Genomic DNA, 20643 nt, shown 5'->3' on the forward strand with positions numbered 1-20643 from the left:
CGCTCAGCGCGTTGGCGGATTGCCGGCGATCGTACGCGCGCCGGTGATGATCATGCGCAGCATCTGCGCCAGCTGTTCGATCAGCTCGGGGTCCTTCTCCGGGGGCTGGTCCACCGCCGTGGCGCCCATCGCGAACACCAGGCGGGTAATCGCCTTGGACGCCAGCGCGGGCTCGTGCAGCACCGCGCCATCGGCAGCGGCCAGCCGGATCAGGTCGACGCGCAGTTCGTCTTCGAAATAGTTCAGCTCGCGGTCCACCGCCTGCTTGAACGCATCCGAGCCGGCGCTGCCCTCGCGCAGCAGCACATGCAGCAGCTTGTCGTCGGCGCGCAGCTGTTCGATGAAGGTCTCCACCGACAGCCGGATCACGCTGCGCTCGGAGGAGGCCGCGCGCTGGCGTGCCTCGCCGATGATGGTGCGCAGTGAACGCCCGGCCAGGTCGATCAGGGCGACGGTCAGTTCGTCCATGTCGCGGAACTGGCGGTAGAACGAATTCGGTGCGATCCCGGCCTCACGCGCCACTTCACGCAGGCTCAGGGTGGAGACGCTGCGATGCGGGCCGATCAGGGCCAGGGCGGCGGCCAGCAGGTCGTCGCGGGTGATCGATGCTTTGCGCCCGTGGTGGGCATCATCGAGCACGGTCAGGGGCAGGTCTGGGGAGGTCATCGGGGGCAGGGAGGTCACGTCGCTGAATCATAGCCGGTCCCGTCGATATACAAGTGTATACACAGGCGTATGCTCGGCCGTATAGTGCGCCCATGAGTGCACGCCTTCGCCCCGATTCCCGCCGCCGCAACCCGCTGTCGCCCCGTCGCTGGGTGTCCGAGGAGCTGTTCGACTTCTGGGCCGGCGGCCTGCATCCGCTATGGACGCTGCGTCGCCCCCGCGCGCGGCTGGTGGCGCGGGAGGCCGCCAGTGCCGATGCGGTCACCCTGATCCTCAAGCCGAACCGCCACTTCCGCGGCATGGCCCCCGGCCAGCATGTGAATCTGGGCGTGGAGGTGGACGGCCGCCGCCTGACCCGCAGCTACAGCCCCACGCCCCTGGCCGACGGCACCCTGGCGATCACCGTGAAGACGATTGCCGGTGGCCGCGTCAGCCAGCACCTGGCGACCGGTGCGCGCGTGGGCGAGGTGTTCGAGCTGGGCCAGGCCTTCGGCGAGATGACGCTGCAGCCGCAGGCCGGTCAGCGCCTGCTGCTGCTGGCCGCCGGCAGTGGCATCACGCCGATGCGCGCGCTGCTGCGCCAGCTGGATGCGGCCGGCATGCCGGCGCAGGTGGACCTGCTGTACTGGGCACGCCAGCGCGAGGCGTTGTGCTTCGTCGACGAGCTGGCCGCGATGGCCGCACGCCATCCCGGCCTGCGCGTGCACTACCTGCCGACCCGCGATGCGCAGGCCCCGGCGCCGCGCGTGGATACGTATGCCTTCGATGCGCTGGGCGATCTGGCCAGCGCCCGCGTGCTGGTGTGCGGGCCCGGCGGCTTTGTCGATACCGCGCGCGCACGCCTGCAGCCGCAGGTCGCCGCGCTGCAGGTTGAAGCCTTCAGCCCGCCGGTCCTGCCCGATGCCGAAATCGGCCTGGTGCAGGTCGAACTGCGTCGCAGTGGACGCACCCTGGCGCTGCCGCGCGGCACCTCGCTGCTGCAGGCGCTGGAAGCGGAGGGCCTGCGCCCGGCCAGCGGCTGCCGCATGGGCATCTGCAATACCTGCGTGTGCGGCAAGGCGTCCGGCGTGACCCGGCACACCCTGACCGGCGAGTACGCGGCCGAACCGGCCACGCAAGTGAAGCTGTGCGTGAACAGCGCCAGCACCGACCTGATCCTGGAGCTGTAAGCATGTCTTCCGTCAACAACCGCGTGCTGTCCGCCGCCGAACTGCAGTCCTTCGGCGCTGAACTCGACGCGCTGCGCGCGCGCCAGCTGGCGACGCTGGGCGCCGCCGATGCGCGCTACATCCGACGTGTGGTGGCCGGCGTGCGCTGGACCGGTGTGGCCGGTCGCGCGCTGCTGTTCCTGGGCGCCTTCGTGCACAGCGTGCTGATCCCGGCGTGGATCGCCGGCGTGGTGCTGCTGGCGCTGTCCAAGATCCTGGAGAACATGGAGCTGGCGCACAACGTCATCCACGGCCAGTACGACTGGATGGGCGACCCGCAGCTGCAGGGCAGCACCTACGAGTGGGACATCGTCGGCACCGCCGACAACTGGCGCAAGACCCACAACTTCCGCCACCACACCTACACCAACGTGCGCGGGCTGGACGACGACATCGGCTATGGCCTGCTGCGCATCTTCCCCGAGCAGCGCTGGCGCCCGTTCTTCCTGATCCAGCCGGTGGTGGCGGTGGTGTTCGCGCTGCTGTTCGAATGGGGCATCGCCATCCAGGACCTGCGCCTGGGCCGCTGGCTGGCCGGCAAGATGACCTTCGCGCAGCTGCGGGCGCAGTTCCGCCCGGTCGGCCGCAAGATGGGAAAGCAGATGTTCAAGGACTACCTGCTGTTCCCGGCACTGGCCGGCCCGTTCTTCCTGCCGGTACTGCTCGGCAACGTGGTGGCCAACCTGATCCGCAACGTGTGGACGTACGTGATCATCTTCTGCGGGCACTTCACCGCCGATGCCGAAACCTTCCCCAAGGAATGCGTGCGCGATGAAACGCGTGGCCACTGGTACCTGCGCCAGCTGCGTGGCTCGTCCAACCTGACCGGCGGCAAGCTGATGAACCTGATGTCGGGCAACCTCAGCCACCAGATCGAGCACCATTTCTACCCGGACATTCCCGCCAACCGCTATGCCGCCATTGCCGTGGACGTGAAGCAGATCTGTGCGCGCTACGGCCAGCACTACAACACCGGTTCGCTGCCCCGTCAGTTCGGTCAGGTGATGTGGCGGATCCTGCGCCATGCGTTCCCGAGCCGTCCGGCGCGTGCGCCGGTGCTGGCGCCGGCCGGCCAGGGCAGCACGCAGCCGGGCTGAGGGCAACGCCCGGTCAGAGCTGTCGTTCCCACTGCAACCGCCACAGCGGGGCACCGCTGCGGCGCCGTTCCAGCACTTGCCGGCCCTGCGCATCCCGCAGTTCCTGCCCGGACACCAGATCGCGCTGCAGCAGATTGTTGGCGCTCAGACGCAGCTTGCTGCGTGCCGACAGCGTCCACAGCACGTACAGGTCCAGGTCGCGTCCATCGGCGGTCGTGTCGATCTGCGCGGCGTTGATCCGCGTGGGGCCGCCATTGCGCCAGGTGTAGCTGATCCCGGTGGTCCAGCGCAGGTCGATCCGGTAGTCGGCGCCCACCGTGCCGGTGAAGCGCAGTTGTTCGTCCAGCCGGTTGTCCGGCCCCGGCACGTCCTGCACCTGCGACCAGTTGCGGGTGGCATTGGCGCGCAGCGTCACCTGCGGCGCGGCGTCGATCCAGCGTGCCAGTGCAACCTGCGCATCCATTTCCAGGCCCCGGCTGGTGGCATCGCCGCCATTGCGGGGCGAAGCGACCCAGCGTCCATCGATCAGCGTGGTCTCGGTGCGCACCACGTTGCGGATGCGGCGCGCATAGGCGCCCAGACTGAGCTGGGTGCCCTCCCGGCCCTGGATCTCATAAGCGATGTCCACGCCGGTGGCCAGCTCCGGGCGCAGTGCGGGGTTGCCCTGCTCATCCGGATTCAACGGGCGGTTGTTGGTCGAGGTGTACGGGCGCGGGATCAGCGAGGCGAGCGTTGGCGACTTGTAGGTGCGGCTCACTGCGACCCGCAGCTGGTCGTCACGGCCGGGTACCTTCCAGAGTGACTGCAGTACGGGCGACAGCACCTGGTCGCGTTGCTGGACGACGGCAAAGCCGCTGCCGACGCTGCGCGTGTCGATGTGCTCCCAGCGCAGGCCAAGGTACAGCGACCAGCGTGGGCTGAGCTGCATCTCGTCCTGGCCGTAGAGTGCAAGCCGGCGTACCCGGGCGTGGAAGGAAAGATCGCTGGTACTGCCGGCGTCGCCGCCGATCGGCAGCAACCGCTGCAGGCGCGTTTCATCACGCCCGTCCACGCTGGCTTCCCAGCCAAATTCCACGGCGTGCCGTCCGTGGGCGGGCCGCGCGTATCTGCCGGTACTGTTGATGTTGTGCACGCGCAGACGGGCGTCGGTGTGGTCGTCCAGGTTCTGTGTACCCGCCGCGTCGTAGCCCTGCTCGCGATAGCGGTAGCGCTCGCGATTGCCGCCCACGGCCAGTTTGCCGACAACGCTGCCGCCCGCGGCAAGGCCATGCGTCCAGGTGGCGCTGCCGCCGAGCTGGGCCACCTCGATCTCCGTCTGCTGCCGGTACTGGTCGTGCTGCAGGGGAGGGCCGAACAGGGTGTTCCAGTCGACGTCGACCGCGCGCTGGAAGCGGCTGGCGTCGGCCAGTGCCTGCAGCGCCAGCGAATCGCCGTTGCGCAGGCGCAGGTCCAGGCTCGGCGCCAGCGACACCGCTTCGCGTGCGCCACGCGCCTGCAGCCGGCTGCCGCGCAGCAGCGTGGCTCCGCCGGCAGCGTCATGGCCGGCTTCGATGGTGCTTTCGTCCACCTGGAACGCGCGGCGCGACGCGGTGGCGGTCACCGTGCTGCTGCGATCCCGGCCACTGCGGCTGCGCTGCCAGGTCAACGATGGCGTGCTGCGCCCGTTGGACACGCCCCACGCGGCGGTCAGTGAAGCGGCGTCCTTGCGTGCGCCGGCCACCAGCACGATGTTGAGCGTGCCGGCGATCGCTTCGCCGCGCAGGTCGGCGGTGGGGGCGCGCAGGATCTCGATGCGTTCGACCATCGCCGGGGTGAGTGCGTCCAGATCGAATCCCAGCGGGGCCCGCTGGCCGTTGATCAGGATCTGGGTGTAGCCGTTTCCGAGTCCACGCAGGGAAATCGTGCCCGAACGCCCCGGTGCGCCCGGGGCGACGGTGACGCCCGGCAGGCGTTTGAGCGCATCGAGCAGTGCGGGGTCGCCGTACCGGCGCAGTTCCTGCGCGCCGATCACGATCCGCGTGGCGGTATCGTCGCGACGTGCGTCGTAGGACGCGGCCTGCACCTGCACGGTGTCCAGCGTGGCGGGTGGGGCGGCGGACGGTGCAGGCTGTGCACCGGCGGGAACGACGGCGTACAACGGCAGCATCAGGGCGAGCGGGCAAAGGGCGGAACGGAGCATGGGCGAGGTCCGTGCGGTGGGCCGGCGCAGCCAGACGGTGGGCATTACCCCTCCCTCCTGCGGCCAGGAAGACGAAAACGAACGGCGGCGATGGGTGAACGGCGGGGTGGGGCGGGCGGTCAGTTCAGGTGGTGCTGGGGGTCGACACGTTCGCCGTGACGCAGCATCTCCATATGCAGATGCGGCCCGGTGACCCGGCCGCTGTTTCCGCTGCGGGCAATCTGCTGGCCGCCGAGCACCCGCTGGCCTGCCTGCACGTCGGTGGCGTCGAGGTGGGCGAACAGCGTCTGCCAGCCGTTGCCGTGATCGAGTACCACGACCGTGCCGTACTGCGGTCCCTCGGGATACGCATCGGTGGCGACGAGCACGGTGCCGTCCGCAGGGGCCAGCACGGGCGTGCCGATCCGGGCGCTGAAGTCGGTGCCGCGATGCGCGCGCTGGCGGATACCGCCGGTCTCGCCGAACTGGCCGGTGATCCTGGCCTCGGCCAGCGGCGCGGCGAACCGCAGCGGGGGCGGAATGCGCAATGCGCTGCCGGTTGCCGGGGCGGTGCGAACCCCGGCCACGGCGACGATCTGTGCCGGTGTGGTGGCGGCAACGGCCTGGGCGAGGGTCAGCATGGCCCCCGCCGCGAGCGCGCCGGCACCGAGGAGGGCGCATGCGGTGCGCGGCAACGGGCGCGCACCATCGCCATGCAGCATGTGCAGGATGCGCAGGCGGTGGCCGGCCACCTCACGGTGGGTCAGCGCGTTCAGCGCAGTGGGCGCGCTGCCATGCCCGGCCAGGCGCAGCGCCTGGAGGTAGGCGCCGGCGAAATCGCGCCGGGCGTCGTCGTCGCCCTGCAGCGCCTCGGCATCGCAGTGCAGCTCGACGGCCATCTGCACGCGCGCCGCGATCAGCCGCACGAAGGGGTTGAACCACAACAGCGCGCCGGTCACCGCCATTGCGGCGGCCCGCTGCGGGTCGCGACGCGACAGATGTGCGGCCTCGTGGCGCAGCACCAGGCGCAGTTGGCGGTCATTGAACCGCAGCAGCGCAGCGGCCGGCACCACCACCGTCGGGCGCGGCCAGCGCACGGCGAAGGGGGTCATGGCCTGCTTGGTGGCCCGCAGTGCGATGCCCCTGCCGGCGAGCTGCCGTGCCGTGTCGCCACTGAGCCTACCTGGCCATGCAGTGTCTGCGATCGGCGTGGCGAGGCGCACGATCCGGGCCGCACGGTACATGCCGCCGACCAGGCGCAGCAACAGTGTGGCGGCCACGGCCAGATACGCCGCCAGGGCCACGTGGGCCAGCGACGGCCACCCCAGCCCGGTCATCGGCGCCTGGACCACGGTGCTGCCAGCGGCCCCCTCGTCCAGCGCAATCGGCAGGGCCAGCGGCGCGGGCAGTGCGGCGAGCTGCATTGGCGCGGCAGTGGCCAGCGCGACGGCCAGCAACGGTGGCAGCACCGCAAGCAGCCAGATCCCGAGCCAGTAGCGCGGCGCCGCAGTGGAAAGCCGCAACAGGCGGTGCAGGGCGATCCCCAGTGTCCAGGCCAGACCGGCCCCCAGCAGGCTGCCGAGCAGGTGCAGGGTCCACGGCGACATCGCAGACACACTCATGGCTGCGGGTCCTGGTCGGGATCGCGCAGCAGTGCCTCCAGCTCGGTCAGTTCGGTGTCGCTGAGCAGGCGGCTGTCGGCGAAGGCCTGCACCGGCAGTGCACCGTCGATTTCGAGCACACGTCGGGCGAAGTCGCTGCTCAGCGCCGCCAGCGTGGCGACTTTGCCGGCCCTGGCCCGGTAGACGTTCAGTCCGTGCTCGGCGGCTTCGGCGACCAGGCCCTTGTCGACCATGCGTTCGAGTGTTTTGCGCGTCGACGAGTAGGACCAGTCCAGGGTGGCAGCGACGCCGTTGTGCAGTTCACGGGCGCTGCAGGCGCCCGTGCGCCACAGGCACTTGAGCAGTTCCAGCTCGGCATTGGACGGCGTTGGCAGTCGGGACATGTCGGTCACGGCATCCGGGAGTGATGTCGCAAGTGTGCGACAACTGTCGCACGCTCCGCAAGGCCCGCTGCCGGCCCTCAGTCGTCCTCGGCGAAAGTGCCTTCGGCCAGCGGCACCCGGCTGCCGTCGAGCAGGCCACGGCTGAGCACACCGTTCTCGATGAACAGCAGTTCGCCGTTCTCGCCGTCCTTGATGCTGCTGTCGATGGCGATGATGCGATCGCCGTGGAAGCTGCTCACGTGCGGCATCGACGTGTGGCCTACCACGATCCGCGTCAGGTCCAGCGCCGCGAGCAGCGCCGCCACCTGGTCGGTATCCATGCGCCCGTCGAAGTAGCCGCGGTACCAGATCGGGCTGGTCTTGCCATCGAACAGGCGCGCGCTGTCCGGCGCCGCCTTGACCTGGTCGCGGGGCAGGCCGAGCGATGCCTGGTAGGTGGCATTGGTGGTCGCCATGTCGCGGACCAGGTCCAGGTTCTCCGGTGCGATACCGCCATGCAGGAACAGGGTGTCGCCGATCTGCAGCAGCGCCGGGCGGGTGCGCAGCCACTGGCCGAGCGTGCTGTCGGCCCCGTACAGCGCGGGATAGGAACGACCGAGCAGCGCGGCGCTGCGCAGGTATTTCGGGTTGATGTAGCGCAGGTCGTCGTAGAGCACCAGCGTTTCGTGGTTGCCGAGCACGAAATGCACAGCGCCGCCGGCCTCGCGTGCCTGTTCCTGCAGGCTGTAGAGCAGCCAGAAGGCTTCCGTCACCTGCGGACCGCGGTCAAACACATCGCCGGCCACCACCAGCGTGGCATCGCCGAGCGACCAGCGGTCTGCCGCGTCGATCACATGATGGGCGCGCAGCAGCGTGACCAGCAGTCCGTACTGGCCGTGGATGTCCGACAGCGCGACGATGCGCGGCACGGCCGGCAGTCGCGCCGCAGCGGGGGGCTGCGCCGGCTGCACGGTGAGGGGATGGGCATATCCGCATTCCGGTGCGACCACGGTGCCCGCGCTGCGCGCCGGCAGGGTGCGGCGCACCACGCGGTCGTTGCACACCCACTGCGCTTCCAGCCCCGTAGCGGTGGTGAACACGTACGGACCATCGGCGTCCACGTGGTCGGCGGGCGGCGGCACCTCGCGCGCGGCCACGGTGAGGGGTGCCAGCAGCATCAGCATGCGCAGGCCGCGGAGGCCGCAGGACAGGATGGAACGGGTGGACATCGGGGAACTCCTTGCAGGTACGGGCAGACGCGCGACGCCCGGCGATGCTACGCGGCCGTGACGCGCCGGACCATGCAGCATGCGGCGGCATGCCTTGCCGCACGCCACGATCGGCAGGCTTGCCGACGGCGTGTCGCGCAGGCTAAATATCCGGCGGCCGCTGCCGATAGCAATGCGGTGACCTGCGCTTGCAGGGCGCGGTGGTGAAAGGCGTGATGGCAGCTGTGGTCGATCGGCTACGGATCTTCAGGACGAAGCGGAGCGGGTGTTGAGAAAGGATTCGAAAGGAACGTTGGCCCGGCAGTGGGCCCTGCTGAACATGCTGCCGCCCGCCCCCCAGCGGATCACCGCCGGCGAGCTCGCCGACCGCCTCGCGTCGGACTACCCGATCACCAAGCGTTCGGTCGAACGCGACCTGCAGGCCCTGTCGGCCGTGTTCCCGCTGGAATGCGACGAGCGCGAGCGGCCGTTCGGCTGGAGCTGGCAGCGCGATGCCAAGGCGTTCTCGCTGCCGGGCATGTCGGCCATCCAGGCGGTGGTGCTGCTCACTGCCCGTGGCCATCTGCGCGACCTGCTGCCGCTGCACCAGTGGCGCGAGCTGGAACCGCTGTTCCAGCAGGCCGAGCGCACCCTGGGCAAGGGCCTGGGGCGCGCGGCGACCGCGCGCTGGGATACCCGGGTGGCCCGCGTGGATGCCACCCAGCCGTTGATCCCGCCCCGCATCGACGACCAGGTTCTGCTCGCCGTGCACCAGGCGCTGTACGCCGGCCAACAGCTGCAGGTGGACTACCTCGCGCGCGGCCGCGCGCAGGCACGGGTGCACGTCCTGCACCCCCTGGGCATCGTGCTGCGTGGCCCGATCACCTACCTGGTTGAGCGTATCGACGGCAAAACCGCGCGCAGTCGCGCGCATCGACGGCAAACCCGCGCGCAGCATGCTGGCGCTGCACCGCATCGCCGCTGCCGTACGGCTGGACGCCGATGCCGACAGTGGCGACGCCGCAGCCCTGGAGACCGCGCTGCCACAGGTGGCGGCGGGCTTTGAACGGCACGGACGGATCGCGCTGTCGCTGTGGGTCGATGCCGCGCTGGGCCAGCATCTTGGCGAGGCGGCACTGGCGGTCGACCAGGTGCTGGTGCCCGATGCCGCCACCGGCGGCTTCCATCTGCATGCCGACGTTGAAGACACCTCGCAGCTGCGCTGGTGGCTGATGGGCCTGGGACCTTCCGTCCGCGTGCTGGCCCCGGCCGCGCTCGCCGACGCGCTGCGCCTGCAGCACCTGCGCAGCGCCCTGCAGGGGCTGTCGCCCGACGCTGCGGCGCAGCTTGTCGCAGCCGCGTGTTCGGATGGCGTTCCTGGCTGATCCTGCGGGCGCCGCGTGGGTCGGCGCCTCCCATTCCCTTTCCCGGTTCTTCTGCAACGCATGAAAAAGGACAGTCACGTGACCACCGACCTGCAATCGCCGACGGATATCTATCGGCACGTCGCACGCGACGTCGAAGGTATTCTCACCCGCTTCGACGTCCCGTCCACCCACCCGCAGCTCGAGGCGCATACCCGCGCCGCGGTGGCGCTGCTGGCCGATTTCCGCCAGCGCATCGACGAGCAGGTGCAGGCACTGGACCGCAATGCGGAATGGGATGCCTTCACCATCGCCTTCTATGGCGAGACCAATGCCGGCAAGTCCACCCTCATCGAAGCGCTGCGGATCGCGCTCGGCGAAGCCAGCAAACGCGATGCACAGCAGGCGTTCGACCAGTTCCAGCGCGAGCACGGGCTGAGCGAAGCCGACATCGCCGCGCTGGAGGCGCGCATCGACGAGGCGCGGCACGCGCTGGCGGCGCTGCAGGCCGGGCAGGAGACGGCCATGATCCAGTACGACTCGCGCCAGACCGCGCTGCTGGACGACATCGCCGCCTTGCAGGCCGAGGCCGCAGCGGCGCCGGCACCCTCCTGGTGGGCGCGCATGCTGGGCGTGTTTCGCCGTACGCCGAAGGACACCCGCCTGGACGATGCCCAGCAGCGGCTGGCCGAGGTGAACGGCGAGCGCGAGGCGGCGCGGCAGGCGCAGCAGGCCCGCCTGGCGGAGGTGCAGCAGCGGCTGTCGGAGGACGAGCAGCGGCAGGCGGGCCTGGGCAAGGCACTGCAGCAGCTGGCCGCCTACGCCGATGGCGGCATCATCGGCGACGGGCGCTCGGATTTCACCGTCGCCACCGGGCGCTTTGCCTTTGAAGCCAACGGACAGTCGTTCGTGCTGCTGGACGTGCCGGGTATCGAAGGCGACGAGGCCAAGGTCCACGATCACATCGACAACGCGGTGCAGACCGCCCACGCCGTGTTCTATGTCACCGGCAAGCCGACCGCGCCGCAGAAGGGCGAAGCGGGGCGCCCCGGCACGCTGGAGAAGATCGAGCGCCATCTGGGGCCGCAGACCGAAGTCTGGACCCTGTACAACAAGCGCGTGACCAACCCGATGCAGCTGCAGGCGGCCCGGCTCACCAGCGACGACGAGGAGGCCAGCCTGGCCGACCTGGACGGCCGTGTGGCCAGCGTGCTGGTTGACCAGTACCGCGGCAGCCGCACGGTCAGCGCGCATCCCGCCTTCCTGGCCAATGCACGGCATCTGGTGCCCGGCTCGGACAATGCGCGCAACCAGCGCAAGTTCCTGGACCGGATGGATGCCGATGAACTGCGGCAGCGCAGCGGCTTTGCCGACTTCCAGTCGTTCCTGACCACCGAGCTGGTGGACGACTGCAAGGCCAAGATCCAGCGGTCCAATTTCAACAAGGCGCGCGAGGTGGTGGATACGGTTGCCGCAAGCATCGCCACGCTGCAGCAGGAGCGGTTCCAGCCGCTGTCCACCAGCCTGGCCCAGGACGCCGACGGCGCCGTGCGCCAGATCGGCCTTGCGGTGAAATCGATGCGGGCGCGGATGCGCGACAAGGGCCGCTCCTGCATTGCCCGTTACACCGTGCGCGTACGCGAGCACATGTACGCCTACATCGAGGGCGACCACGGCAACGACGTGTTCGCCGTGGTGCTGGAGGACTGCATGGCGCGGGAAGCGAACCAGCTCGTGGAGGATGTCGGCGTTGCGATGGCCGCACAGCGCGAGCGCCTCGAACAGGATATCGCCTCGATCATCGAGACGTTCCAGCACCAGGCCGAGGAACTGCTCGACGCGTGCCGCGGCATGTCCGTGGGCGGCCTGGGCAGCCGCATCGACCTGAAGTTCAACATCGATCACGGCATCCAGATCGGCAGCCTCATCGCCACGCTGATCGGCGGCGCTGCGCTGTTCTGGACCCCGGTGGGCTGGCTGCTGATGATCCCGTCCGCGCTGACGCTGGCGTTCTCGGCCTACAAGGCGATCCGTGGATTCTTCAGCAGCGACTTCCGCCAGACGCAGCAGCGCAAGACCGTGGACGAAAACATCGCCAATGCGGCCGATCAGCTCAAGCGCCGCCTTGAGGACGGTCTGAACGAGGCCTTTGCCGAACTGGATACGGTGGTTGCCAGTATCCAGGCGTCCCTGCGCGCGCCCGTTGAAGAGGTCGACCACCTCAACCAGGTGCTGATCGCGTCGACCCGCAACCTGCAGCAGCTCTCCTCCCGGATCCACGCACAAGGAACCCTCTGATGGAAACCACGTTGAGCGCCTTCAAGGCGCAGCAGTCCCAGGCCAGCGATGTGCTGGGCAAGTTGATCCAGTTCCTTGAGCGCGGCAGCGCGCTGGGCATCGCGCTGGAACCGTCGGTGATCGACAAGCTCGCGGCCGTCCGCGACGGCATCGCCGGCGAGAAGCTCAAGGTCGCCCTGATCGGCGGGTTCTCCGAAGGCAAGACCTCCATCGCGGCGGCGTGGCTGGAGCAGCTCGACGAAGCGAGCATGAAGATCAGCCACCAGGAGTCCTCCAACGAGGTGAAGGTCTATGACGTCGGCGACGACTTCACGCTGATCGACACGCCAGGGTTGTTCGGCTTCAAGGACCGTATCAGCGCCGACACCCATGAGGTCGAGAAGTACAAGGACATCACCCGGCGTTACGTCAGCCAGGCGCACCTGGTGCTGTACGTGATGAACTCGGTCAACCCGGTCAAGGAAAGCCACCGCGACGAGCTGAACTGGCTGTTCCGCACGCTGGACCTGCTGCCGCGCACGGTGTTCGTGCTGAGCCGCTTCGATGACGTGGCCGATGTCGAGGACGAGCAGAGCTACCAGGCGGCGTTGGCGATCAAGCGCGACAACGTCGCCGGACGCCTGACCGACCTGCTCGCGCTGGACGCGGCCGAGCGCGCCGACCTGTCGATCGTGGCGGTGGCGGCCAATCCCTTCGACATGGGGCTGCCGCACTGGCTGTCGCAGCTGGACACCTACCATCGGCTGTCGCGCATCGCCATGCTGCAGCAGGAAACCCGGCAGCGCATCGCGCGCAGCGGCGGGGCGGTGGCCCTGGTGGAAGAAGCCCGCCGCAGTGTGATCCGCGACGTGCTGGACAAGCAGCTGCCGGTGGCCCGGCAGAACGATGCGCGCATCGCCGAGGAGCTGCAGCGCACCGAAGCGCTGTCCATTCGCATGAACCAGCAGCTTGTCCAGGCCAAGGGCGATGTTTCCGACACGCTGGGCGAGCTGCGCGGTTTCGTTGCCGACTTCTTCGCCGGGCTGATCCTGCAGGCCAAGGGCGTGGACCGCCAGACCTTCAACGACTTCTACGAGCGCGAGATCGGTGCCGACGGCATCATGCTGTCCACCCATCTGCAGAAGGAGTTCGAGCAGCGCGTGAAGGGCGTCAACCTGCAGATGGCCAAGGTCCAGCTCGACCTGGATACCGAGGTCAACCACATCAATGCGGTGATGCGCGACATGGGCAAGCAGGGCCTGCAGTACGTGCTGAAGGGCAACCTGATCAACAACGGCTCGGTCCTGGCGGCGCGCGACGGCATCGTGGGAGCGGCCAAGGCACTGGGCATGGACAGCGTCGGCAAGGCGCTCAAGTTCAAGCCCTGGGGCGCGGTCAAGTTCGCCAAGGCCGCCAATGGCGCGCTGGTGTTCGTGGGGGCCGCCGTCGAGATCTGGGACAGCTGGAACGAAGCCCGCCGCGAGCAGGCCTTCCAGACGCTGATCGCGACGATGGTGACCTCGTTCGAGGATCAGCGCGCCGATCTGCTGACGATGCTGCAGGGCGAGCAGGCCGTCCCCACGCTGTTCCCGGACTACCAGGAGCTGGCGGCCAGCGTACAGGTCGTGCAGGCCGAGACGGCGGTGGTCAAGGAGCGTCGTCTGCAGTTCCAGGCGTGGAACGAGGAAGCGCTCGCGCTCGACGCCGAGTTCAAGCGCCTGCCCAACTGAGGCGGCGTGCGGGCCGATGGCGCTGCGACGCAGATCGTCGCGCCACCGGGCCACGATACAGGCTCCTCCAACGCAGTAAAGGAAGCGCCATGTTGAAGAATGCCCTTGCCCTGGTCGGTCTGTGGGTCGTGATCGCCAAGACCCAGGCGCTGATCGAACGGGTGCGCGATGAAGCGGCGTCCGACTGACCGCGCCGCATCGGTACCGGCATGATCCGTCCTCCCGCCCGCGTCTACCTCTGTCCCGCCTGCCGCTGGTTCCGCTGGGTACGCCCGCGCAGCGATTGCCTGCTGGACGGCGTGGACGTTGTCCGCCGCTGTCCCCGCTGCGCGTCGAGCGTCATTGCCCTGGGGGGCGACTGGCGCAGCCTGCTGTCGCGCTGGCTGCGCCGTCGAACGCGGTGACGGCCCCGCTCAGCCCCGCTGCAGTCCGCGGCGGCCGGGCGGTTCGGGCAGGTCGTCACTGGCCAGCACGACCTGGTTGCGGCCGCGCTTCTTGGCCTGGTACATGGCGGCATCGGCGCGGGCCATCAACCGTTCGTAGTCGGGGTGACCCTCGTGTGCGGCCACCCCGATGCTGGCGGTGAGTGCCAGCGCCTGGCCATTGGCGAGCTGCGCCGGGGTCTGCGCGATCTGCTTGCGCAGGTTCTCGGCGATCACCTCGGCCTGTGCCGCCGTGGCGGCCACCAGCACCACCACGAACTCCTCGCCGCCGTAGCGGAACAGGTAGTCGCTGCCGCGGGTGAGCTGGCCGAGCAGGGCGGCCACATGCTGCAGGGCGCGGTCGCCGCCGTCATGGCCGTGTGCATCGTTGATCGCCTTGAAGTGGTCCAGGTCCAGCAGCAGCACCGAGAACGGGGTGTGGGTGCTGTTGGCCAGTTCGATTTCCCGGCGCAGCACCGTCGGCAGGAAGCGCCGGTTGAGCAGATTGGTCAGCGCGTCGCTGCCCGCATCCAGCTCACCGATGCGTTCGAACAGCATGCTCATCAGCGTGCGGATGCGTGCCAGCTGCTCGCGGATGCCCTGCAGGGCGGCGAAGCGCGCGCCTACGTCGGCATGCGCCTGCGCGGCACGCAGCTGCGCATCCACGGTGGCGATCAGGGCGCCCACCTGCGCGGTCTCGCTGCTTTCACCGAAACTGGGAATGCCCTTGTGGGTGAACCACAGACCGAATTCGGAATGCGCCAGATCAACGGTGTCGGTCTCGCTGGCCTGGCTGGCGATCGCGTAGAGCAGCGCGTTTTCCCAGTCGAGCAGCAGCGCACGCTGGCGCTCGCGCTCGGTGCTGACGTTCTGCACCAGCGAGAACAGGCGGTAGGCTGCATCGGTGCGCGAGGAGCGCTCGCGCGCGTGCGTGTACGCCAGGGTCATGCCCTCCAGCGCGATGTCGACCGAGGCGCTCAGGCAGGCGATCGCTTCGAACGCCACCGTGCTGCCCGGTGCCTGCGCCCAGATGCGCTCGAACAGGCGCTGCTTGAGCACCCGCGCGCCGCGCGTGACCAGATCCACCGGAATGCCGACGCGCGCATGCACATCGCCGATCACGCGCTGCGCCGCCACCAGGGCCGGAATGCTGGCCGGGGTGGCGGTGAGCAGTTGGGAGAGCCAGCGCTGCATGGCCGGCTTCAGGCGCAGGCGGACCTGGTCGTGCGACAGGAACCGGCTGGCGCGCGGGTCTTCCAGCAGCACGTCGTAGAAGTGGTGGGACAGCTCCGGCGGCGAATCGGCGGCCAGGGCGCACAACAGCGACGCGGCCTCCGCGCCGGTGGACTGCAGGGTATGTTGCCAGGCATCGGCCAGCGGTCGGCTGGCCTCGTCCAGGTTTGGAACGTTATCCACGATGATTGCTCTTCCCGCCACACAGGCCGTCGAACGTTAGCGGCCGTGCGCAGCTGTAATGAAGTTACAGAATGAACGCTGGCACAAGTGTAATAGTCTCCGCCGCACGCCCTGCTTAACCTGCGCCCATTGTTCCGGAGGTACTGTCATGGCCCACGATCACGATCACCTGCCCAGCGAAATCCGCCACGAGAAGCCGTTGTGGTGGGCGCTCGGGTTGACCACCACGTTCCTGCTGGTCGAGGTGGCGGGCGCCTTCTGGACCAACAGCCTGGCGCTGTTGTCCGATGCGGCGCACATGGCCACCGATACCCTGGCGCTGATGATCGCGCTGGTGGCCGTGCGGCTGAGCCGCCGCCCGCCCGATGCCAAGCGCACCTACGGCTATGCGCGGCTGGAAGCGCTGGGCGCGATGGTCAACGGCGGCATGCTGTTCGTGGTGGCCGGCTACATCCTGTACGAGGCGATCGAGAGGTTCCGCACGCCGCAGGAGATCGCCTCCACCGGCATGCTGGTGATCGCCGCGTTCGGCCTGGTCATCAACCTGATCTCGATGCGCCTGCTGCGTGCCGGCAGCGGCGAGAGCCTCAATGTGAAGGGCGCCTACCTGGAAGTCTGGGCCGACATGCTCGGCTCGGTCGCGGTGATCCTGGGCGCGCTGCTGATCCAGTGGACCGGCTGGAAGCCGATCGATCCGATCCTGGCGGTGCTGATCGGGCTGTGGGTGTTGCCGCGCACCTGGGTGCTGATGCGCGAGGCGATCAACGTTCTGCTGGAAGGCGTGCCCAAGGGCATGGACGTGGCAGCGGTGCGCACCGCGCTGGGCAGCCACGACGGCGTGGTGGATGTGCACGACCTGCATGTGTGGGCGCTGGCCTCGAGCACGCCGGCGCTGACCGCCCACGTGGTGATGGGCACCGGCGTGGACCCGGACCGCCTGCGTCGCGAACTGGGCGCGGCGCTGCACGAAGGCTTCGGCATCGACCATGTGACGTTGCAGATCGAAGCCGACCACTGCGGGGATGCCTGCAGCGTGGGCACGCCGCGGCCTGCCCATGCCGACGATCATGAGGGCCACGACCACGACCACGGCACGCATGCCCACGACGGCGCGGGCGAGCGCCGCCGCAGCGGCCCGGACGCGCAGGGCCATCACGGCCACCCGCACCCCTGACCGCCGCGTACGCAGGCGGGCCGGGCGGGGTTGCCGCTACAATGCCCGCCTGCCTTGCCATCTGTCGGAGATACTGCAGTGACCCGGAAACTCGTACTGTTGCGCCACGGCCAGAGCCAGTGGAACCTGGACAACCGCTTCACCGGCTGGGTGGACGTGGAACTGACCGAGCAGGGGCGCCGCGAGGCCGCCGCCGCCGGCCGTCTGATGCGCGAGGAAGGCCTGCAGTTCGATGTGGCGCACACCTCGGTGCTCAAGCGCGCCATCCACACGCTGCAGGGCGCGCTGGCCGAGCTGGACCAGGACTGGCTGCCGGTCAGCAAGAGCTGGCGCCTGAACGAGCGTCATTACGGCGGCCTGCAGGGCCTGGACAAGGCCGAGACGGCTGCCAAGCATGGCGAGGACCAGGTCAAGATCTGGCGCCGCTCCTACGACATCCCGCCGCCGGCGATGGACATCGAGGACCCGGGCCATCCGATCCACGACCGCCGCTACGCCGGGCTGGACCGCAATGCGCTGCCGGGCACCGAATCGCTGGCGACCACGCTGGACCGCGTGCTGCCGTACTGGTTCGATTCGATCGCCCCGCAGCTCAAGGACGGCAAGACCGTGCTGGTCACCGCGCACGGCAACTCGCTGCGCGCGCTGTACAAGTACCTCAACAACGTCTCGCAGGAAGCCATCCTGGAGCTCAACATCCCGACTGGCATTCCGTTGCTGTTCGAGCTCAACGACGACCTCACCGTGCAGTCGTTCCGTTACCTGGGCGACCCGGAAGCGGCACGCAAGGCCGCCGAAGCCGTGGCCAACCAGGGCAAGGCGAAGTAACACCCCCAGCCCGCCCCGGTTCGCGATCCCCGTAGAGCCGGGCTCTGCCCGGCTGCTGTTGGCGCAATGAGCGGCCACACCAGTGCGGACCAACGGTCCGCACCCACCATCAGGTCGGCTGTGCACGCTGCATTGGCTGGGTGTGACCTTTGGCCGGTCCCGAGCTTTCCCTCCCGCGCTACGCTCCGTGATTGCCCGCCATCCGGGCGTTGCATCCATCCGTAGCCGGAGAGTCGAATGAAGTTGTCCAAACTGGTCCCGCTGGGCCTGACCCTCGCCATCGCCGCGTCGCTGGCGTCGTGCGGCAAAACCGAAACCACCCCTGCGGCCACGGCCGATGCCGCCGCCAAGCCGGCCTTCGACCAGTCGCAGATCAAGACCGCGCTGATCTCCCTCAACAGCGCCGACCTGGACCCGACCATCGCGGCCTGCACGGACCTCAACGGGTTCGTCAACAGCAAGTGGCTCAAGGCCAACCCGGTGCCGAACGACCAGACCACCTGGGGCAGCTTCGAAATCCTGCGCGAGCGTTCGCTGGAAGTGCAGCACGCGCTGGTCCAGCAGGCCGCCGCCAGCCAGGCCAAGGCCGGTTCGGTAGAAGCCAAGATCGGCGACATCTGGAAGACCGGTTCGGACGAGGCCAAGATCGAAGCTGCCGGCATCGCGCCGCTGCAGCCGCAGCTGGACAAGATCGCCGCGCTGAAGGACACCGCCACCATCGCCCAGTACCTGCGCGACAGCCAGGCGCAGGGCCAGGGCGTGCTGTTCTCGCTGTTCGGCAATGCGGACTACAAGGATTCGGCCAACGTCATCGCGTACGTCGGCCAGGGTGGCCTCGGCCTGCCGGAAAAGGGCTATTACTTCGACGATTCGCAGGCCAAGATCCGCGACGCCTATGTGGCCTACATCGCCCAGGTGCTGACGCTGTCCGGCGTCGATGCCGAGCAGGCCAAGGCACAGGCCAAGGCCGTGCTGGACTTCGAAACCCGCCTGGCCAAGGCCTCGCTGTCGCGCATCGAGCTGCGTGACCCGTCCAAGCGCTACAACCCGATGAGCGCCGCCGAGGCCGACAAGCTGACCCCGAACTTCAGCTGGACCGCACTGTTCGACACCCTGAAGGTGCCGGCCGCGCAGAAGTTCTCGCTGGCCCAGCCGGGCTTCTTCGGCGAAGTGGACAAGATGCTGGCCGACGTGCCGGCCGCCACCTGGCAGGCGTACCTGCGCTTCCACACCGTCGATGACGCCGCGCCCTACCTGAGCAGCGCCTTCGAGAAGGCCAACTTCGACTTCTACGGCACCACCCTGCGTGGCCAGAAGGAAATGCAGCCGCGCTGGAAGCGCGTGCTGGAATCGGTCAATGGCGCCATCGGCGAAGGCCTGGGCCAGCTGTACGTCGATGCCGTGTTCCCGGCCGAATCCAAGGTGGCGATGCAGCACCTGGTGGAGAACCTCTCGGTGGCGCTGAAGGCGCGCCTGGAGACGCTGGAGTGGATGAGCGAAGACACCCGCAAGAAGGCGCTGGAGAAGTGGGCCAGCTTCACCCCGAAGATCGGCTACCCGGACAAGTGGCGCGACTGGTCGGGCCTGGAGACCAACGGCGACAGCTACCTGGCCAACATGCAGGCCGCGCGCGCGTTCAACTACCGCTTCATGCTGGGCAAGATCGGCAAGCCGGTGGACAAGACCGAGTGGGGCATGACCCCGCAGACCGTCAACGCCTACTACAACCCGACCAAGAACGAGATCGTGTTCCCGGCGGCCATCCTGCAGGCGCCGTTCTTCGACGCCAAGGCCGATCCGGCGCTGAACTACGGCGGCATCGGTGCGGTGATCGGCCACGAGATGATGCACGGCTACGACGATTCGGGCAGCCAGTTCGCCGCCAACGGCAACTTCGACAACTGGTGGACCGATACCGACCGCAGTGCCTTCACCCAGCGTACCGACCAGCTGGTTGCGCAGTTCGACGGCTATGAATCGCTGCCGGGCGTGAATGTGAAGGGCAAGCTGACCCTGGGCGAGAACATCGGCGACCTGGGCGGCCTGACCGTGGCCTATGACGCGCTGCAGATGGCGCTGAAGGAAGACCCGAAGGTGAACGTGCCGGTCGACGGCCACACCCAGGACCAGCGCTTCTTCATGAACTGGGCCACCGTGTGGCGCCGCAACTTCACCGAAGGCGAGCTGCGCGTGCGCCTGAACACCGATCCGCACGCCCCGGCGAACTTCCGTGCCAACGGCGCGCCGTCGAACATGCCCGCCTATGCGCAGGCATTCGCGTGCAAGGCCGGCGACGGCATGGTGCGTGCCGACGACAAGCGTGTCGTGATCTGGTGATCGCGCGCGGTTGAGTGATACAGAAAACCCGGCAATCGCCGGGTTTTTTGTGGGCGGACCGCAGGGAACTCAGCCCAGGGTCGGTTCGCGGCGCAGCAGGTCCTGGAATGCGCCCAGCACCTGCGGGTCGATCATGCCGCCGGAGGCATCCTCCAGCAGGAACATGACGCGGCTGCGCTCCATCGCATCCCGGTAGGGCCGCTCGCTGGTCATGGCATCCCAGGCATCGACGACGGTGAGCACGCGGGCGCCCAACGGGATGTCGCTTCCACGCAGGCCATCGGGGTAGCCGCTGCCGTCGTAGGCTTCATGGTGGCCACGGATCAGGCGCGCCACCGCGTGGGCATCGCTGCGCCCGGTGGCGGCGAAGATGCGTTCGCCGCGTTCGGGATGGGTGCGCATGATCGCGCGCTGCTCGTCGTCCAGGCGTGCCGGATGCAGCAGGACGTTGTCGGGAATGCCGATCTTGCCGATGTCGTGGAAGCGCGCGGCAAGGGCCAGGTGCGCGCGATCGGTGGCATCCAGGTCGCAGTAGCGGCCGAGCTGCTCGCACATCGTGCCGACGCGGTCGCAGTGGAAACGGGTGTAGGGGTCGCGCATCTGCAGCGACATCGACAGCGCGTCGATGGAGCAGGCGAGGGGGTGATCGGTGGGGCGGGGGAGGGGATCGGTCACGGTCACGACTTCAAGGGTCCCGGGGGGGGGGGGGGGGGGGGGGGGGGGGGGGGGGGTGTTTCGGGTTGGTTGGTTTTTTTTTTTTTTGTTTATCTCCTG

General features: G+C 68.7%; 17 protein-coding genes. 10 read left to right on the forward strand and 7 right to left on the reverse strand.

Going from position 1 to position 20643, the window contains the following annotated elements; all coding sequences use genetic code 11:
* Nucleotides 1-3 precede the first annotated feature (3 nt).
* Nucleotides 4-666: an HTH-type transcriptional repressor FabR gene (gene fabR / locus ACO6VK_RS02925; RefSeq protein WP_422505486.1), complete on the reverse strand. Its 663-nt coding sequence runs from the start codon at nucleotides 664-666 to the stop codon at nucleotides 4-6.
* Between the two features lie 92 nt (nucleotides 667-758).
* Here fabR and ACO6VK_RS02930 point away from each other — a divergent pair, with 92 nt between their 5' ends.
* Both ACO6VK_RS02930 and ACO6VK_RS02935 read left to right on the forward strand, forming a co-directional pair.
* Nucleotides 759-1835, forward strand: coding sequence for a ferredoxin reductase (locus tag ACO6VK_RS02930; protein ID WP_422505454.1), 1077 nt, complete (start codon nucleotides 759-761; stop codon nucleotides 1833-1835).
* 2 nt (nucleotides 1836-1837) lie between these two features.
* Nucleotides 1838-2971 (forward strand): fatty acid desaturase family protein, encoded by a 1134-nt coding sequence (locus ACO6VK_RS02935; protein WP_422505455.1) that lies wholly within the window; start codon nucleotides 1838-1840, stop codon nucleotides 2969-2971.
* Nucleotides 2972-2984: 13 nt separating this feature from the next.
* Here ACO6VK_RS02935 and ACO6VK_RS02940 read toward each other — a convergent pair whose 3' ends face one another.
* The 4 genes from ACO6VK_RS02940 to ACO6VK_RS02955 all read right to left on the reverse strand — a co-directional run bounded on the left by ACO6VK_RS02940 (nucleotide 2985) and on the right by ACO6VK_RS02955 (nucleotide 8342).
* Nucleotides 2985-5150 carry a TonB-dependent receptor plug domain-containing protein gene (locus ACO6VK_RS02940; RefSeq protein ID WP_422505457.1) on the reverse strand — a complete coding sequence of 722 codons (2166 nt, stop codon included), beginning with the start codon at nucleotides 5148-5150 and terminating at the stop codon, nucleotides 2985-2987.
* 119 nt (nucleotides 5151-5269) lie between these two features.
* Nucleotides 5270-6751: a peptidoglycan DD-metalloendopeptidase family protein gene (locus ACO6VK_RS02945; RefSeq protein ID WP_422505459.1), complete on the reverse strand. Its 1482-nt coding sequence runs from the start codon at nucleotides 6749-6751 to the stop codon at nucleotides 5270-5272.
* On the reverse strand, nucleotides 6748-7134 hold the full coding sequence (locus ACO6VK_RS02950) for a BlaI/MecI/CopY family transcriptional regulator (protein ID WP_422505461.1): 387 nt from the start codon (nucleotides 7132-7134) through the stop codon (nucleotides 6748-6750). The genes ACO6VK_RS02945 and ACO6VK_RS02950 overlap by 4 nt, the downstream gene beginning before the upstream one ends.
* A 77-nt stretch (nucleotides 7135-7211) precedes the next feature.
* Nucleotides 7212-8342, reverse strand: coding sequence for a metallophosphoesterase (locus ACO6VK_RS02955; RefSeq protein WP_422505463.1), 1131 nt, complete (start codon nucleotides 8340-8342; stop codon nucleotides 7212-7214).
* Nucleotides 8343-8610: 268 nt separating this feature from the next.
* Between ACO6VK_RS02955 and ACO6VK_RS02960 the strand changes: the two genes are divergently transcribed.
* From ACO6VK_RS02960 to ACO6VK_RS02980, 5 genes are all read left to right on the forward strand, one after another.
* Entirely contained in the window at nucleotides 8611-9387 is a 777-nt protein-coding gene (locus ACO6VK_RS02960; protein ID WP_422505465.1) for a helix-turn-helix transcriptional regulator, read from the forward strand.
* Complete coding sequence (locus ACO6VK_RS02965; protein WP_422505467.1) at nucleotides 9278-9706, forward strand: WYL domain-containing protein; 429 nt, start codon at nucleotides 9278-9280, stop codon at nucleotides 9704-9706. The genes ACO6VK_RS02960 and ACO6VK_RS02965 overlap by 110 nt, the downstream gene beginning before the upstream one ends.
* 78 nt (nucleotides 9707-9784) lie before the next feature.
* The gene (locus tag ACO6VK_RS02970; RefSeq protein ID WP_422505469.1) at nucleotides 9785-11983 is read left to right on the forward strand and encodes a hypothetical protein; all 2199 of its coding nucleotides are present in this window, start codon (nucleotides 9785-9787) and stop codon (nucleotides 11981-11983) included.
* Nucleotides 11983-13692, forward strand: coding sequence for a LeoA/HP0731 family dynamin-like GTPase (locus ACO6VK_RS02975; protein ID WP_422505471.1), 1710 nt, complete (start codon nucleotides 11983-11985; stop codon nucleotides 13690-13692). Before ACO6VK_RS02970 ends, ACO6VK_RS02975 begins: the two co-directional genes overlap by 1 nt.
* 209 nt (nucleotides 13693-13901) lie before the next feature.
* On the forward strand, nucleotides 13902-14096 hold the full coding sequence (locus ACO6VK_RS02980; protein WP_422505473.1) for a hypothetical protein: 195 nt from the start codon (nucleotides 13902-13904) through the stop codon (nucleotides 14094-14096).
* 9 nt (nucleotides 14097-14105) lie between these two features.
* On the opposite strand, the gene ACO6VK_RS02985 is transcribed toward ACO6VK_RS02980, so the two are convergent.
* The gene (locus tag ACO6VK_RS02985) at nucleotides 14106-15530 is read right to left on the reverse strand and encodes a GGDEF domain-containing protein (RefSeq protein ID WP_422505475.1); all 1425 of its coding nucleotides are present in this window, start codon (nucleotides 15528-15530) and stop codon (nucleotides 14106-14108) included.
* A 148-nt stretch (nucleotides 15531-15678) separates the two neighbouring features.
* Between ACO6VK_RS02985 and ACO6VK_RS02990 the strand changes: the two genes are divergently transcribed.
* From ACO6VK_RS02990 to ACO6VK_RS03000, 3 genes are all read left to right on the forward strand, one after another.
* The gene (locus ACO6VK_RS02990) at nucleotides 15679-16704 is read left to right on the forward strand and encodes a cation diffusion facilitator family transporter (protein ID WP_422505476.1); all 1026 of its coding nucleotides are present in this window, start codon (nucleotides 15679-15681) and stop codon (nucleotides 16702-16704) included.
* Between the two features lie 78 nt (nucleotides 16705-16782).
* A complete protein-coding gene (gpmA, locus tag ACO6VK_RS02995; RefSeq protein ID WP_070426899.1) occupies nucleotides 16783-17532 on the forward strand; it encodes a 2,3-diphosphoglycerate-dependent phosphoglycerate mutase in 750 nt (249 codons plus the stop codon).
* Between the two features lie 237 nt (nucleotides 17533-17769).
* Nucleotides 17770-19869, forward strand: a complete 2100-nt coding sequence (locus ACO6VK_RS03000) for a M13 family metallopeptidase (RefSeq protein WP_422505478.1) — start codon at nucleotides 17770-17772, stop codon at nucleotides 19867-19869.
* A 69-nt stretch (nucleotides 19870-19938) separates the two neighbouring features.
* Here the strand turns inward: ACO6VK_RS03000 and ACO6VK_RS03005 are convergent, their stop codons facing one another.
* The gene (locus ACO6VK_RS03005) at nucleotides 19939-20544 is read right to left on the reverse strand and encodes an HD-GYP domain-containing protein (RefSeq protein ID WP_422505480.1); all 606 of its coding nucleotides are present in this window, start codon (nucleotides 20542-20544) and stop codon (nucleotides 19939-19941) included.
* Nucleotides 20545-20643: the final 99 nt, after the last annotated feature.

Source organism: Stenotrophomonas sp. GZD-301 (genome assembly GCF_049310345.1).
In the GTDB taxonomy this organism is placed as follows: Bacteria; Pseudomonadota; Gammaproteobacteria; order Xanthomonadales; family Xanthomonadaceae; genus Stenotrophomonas.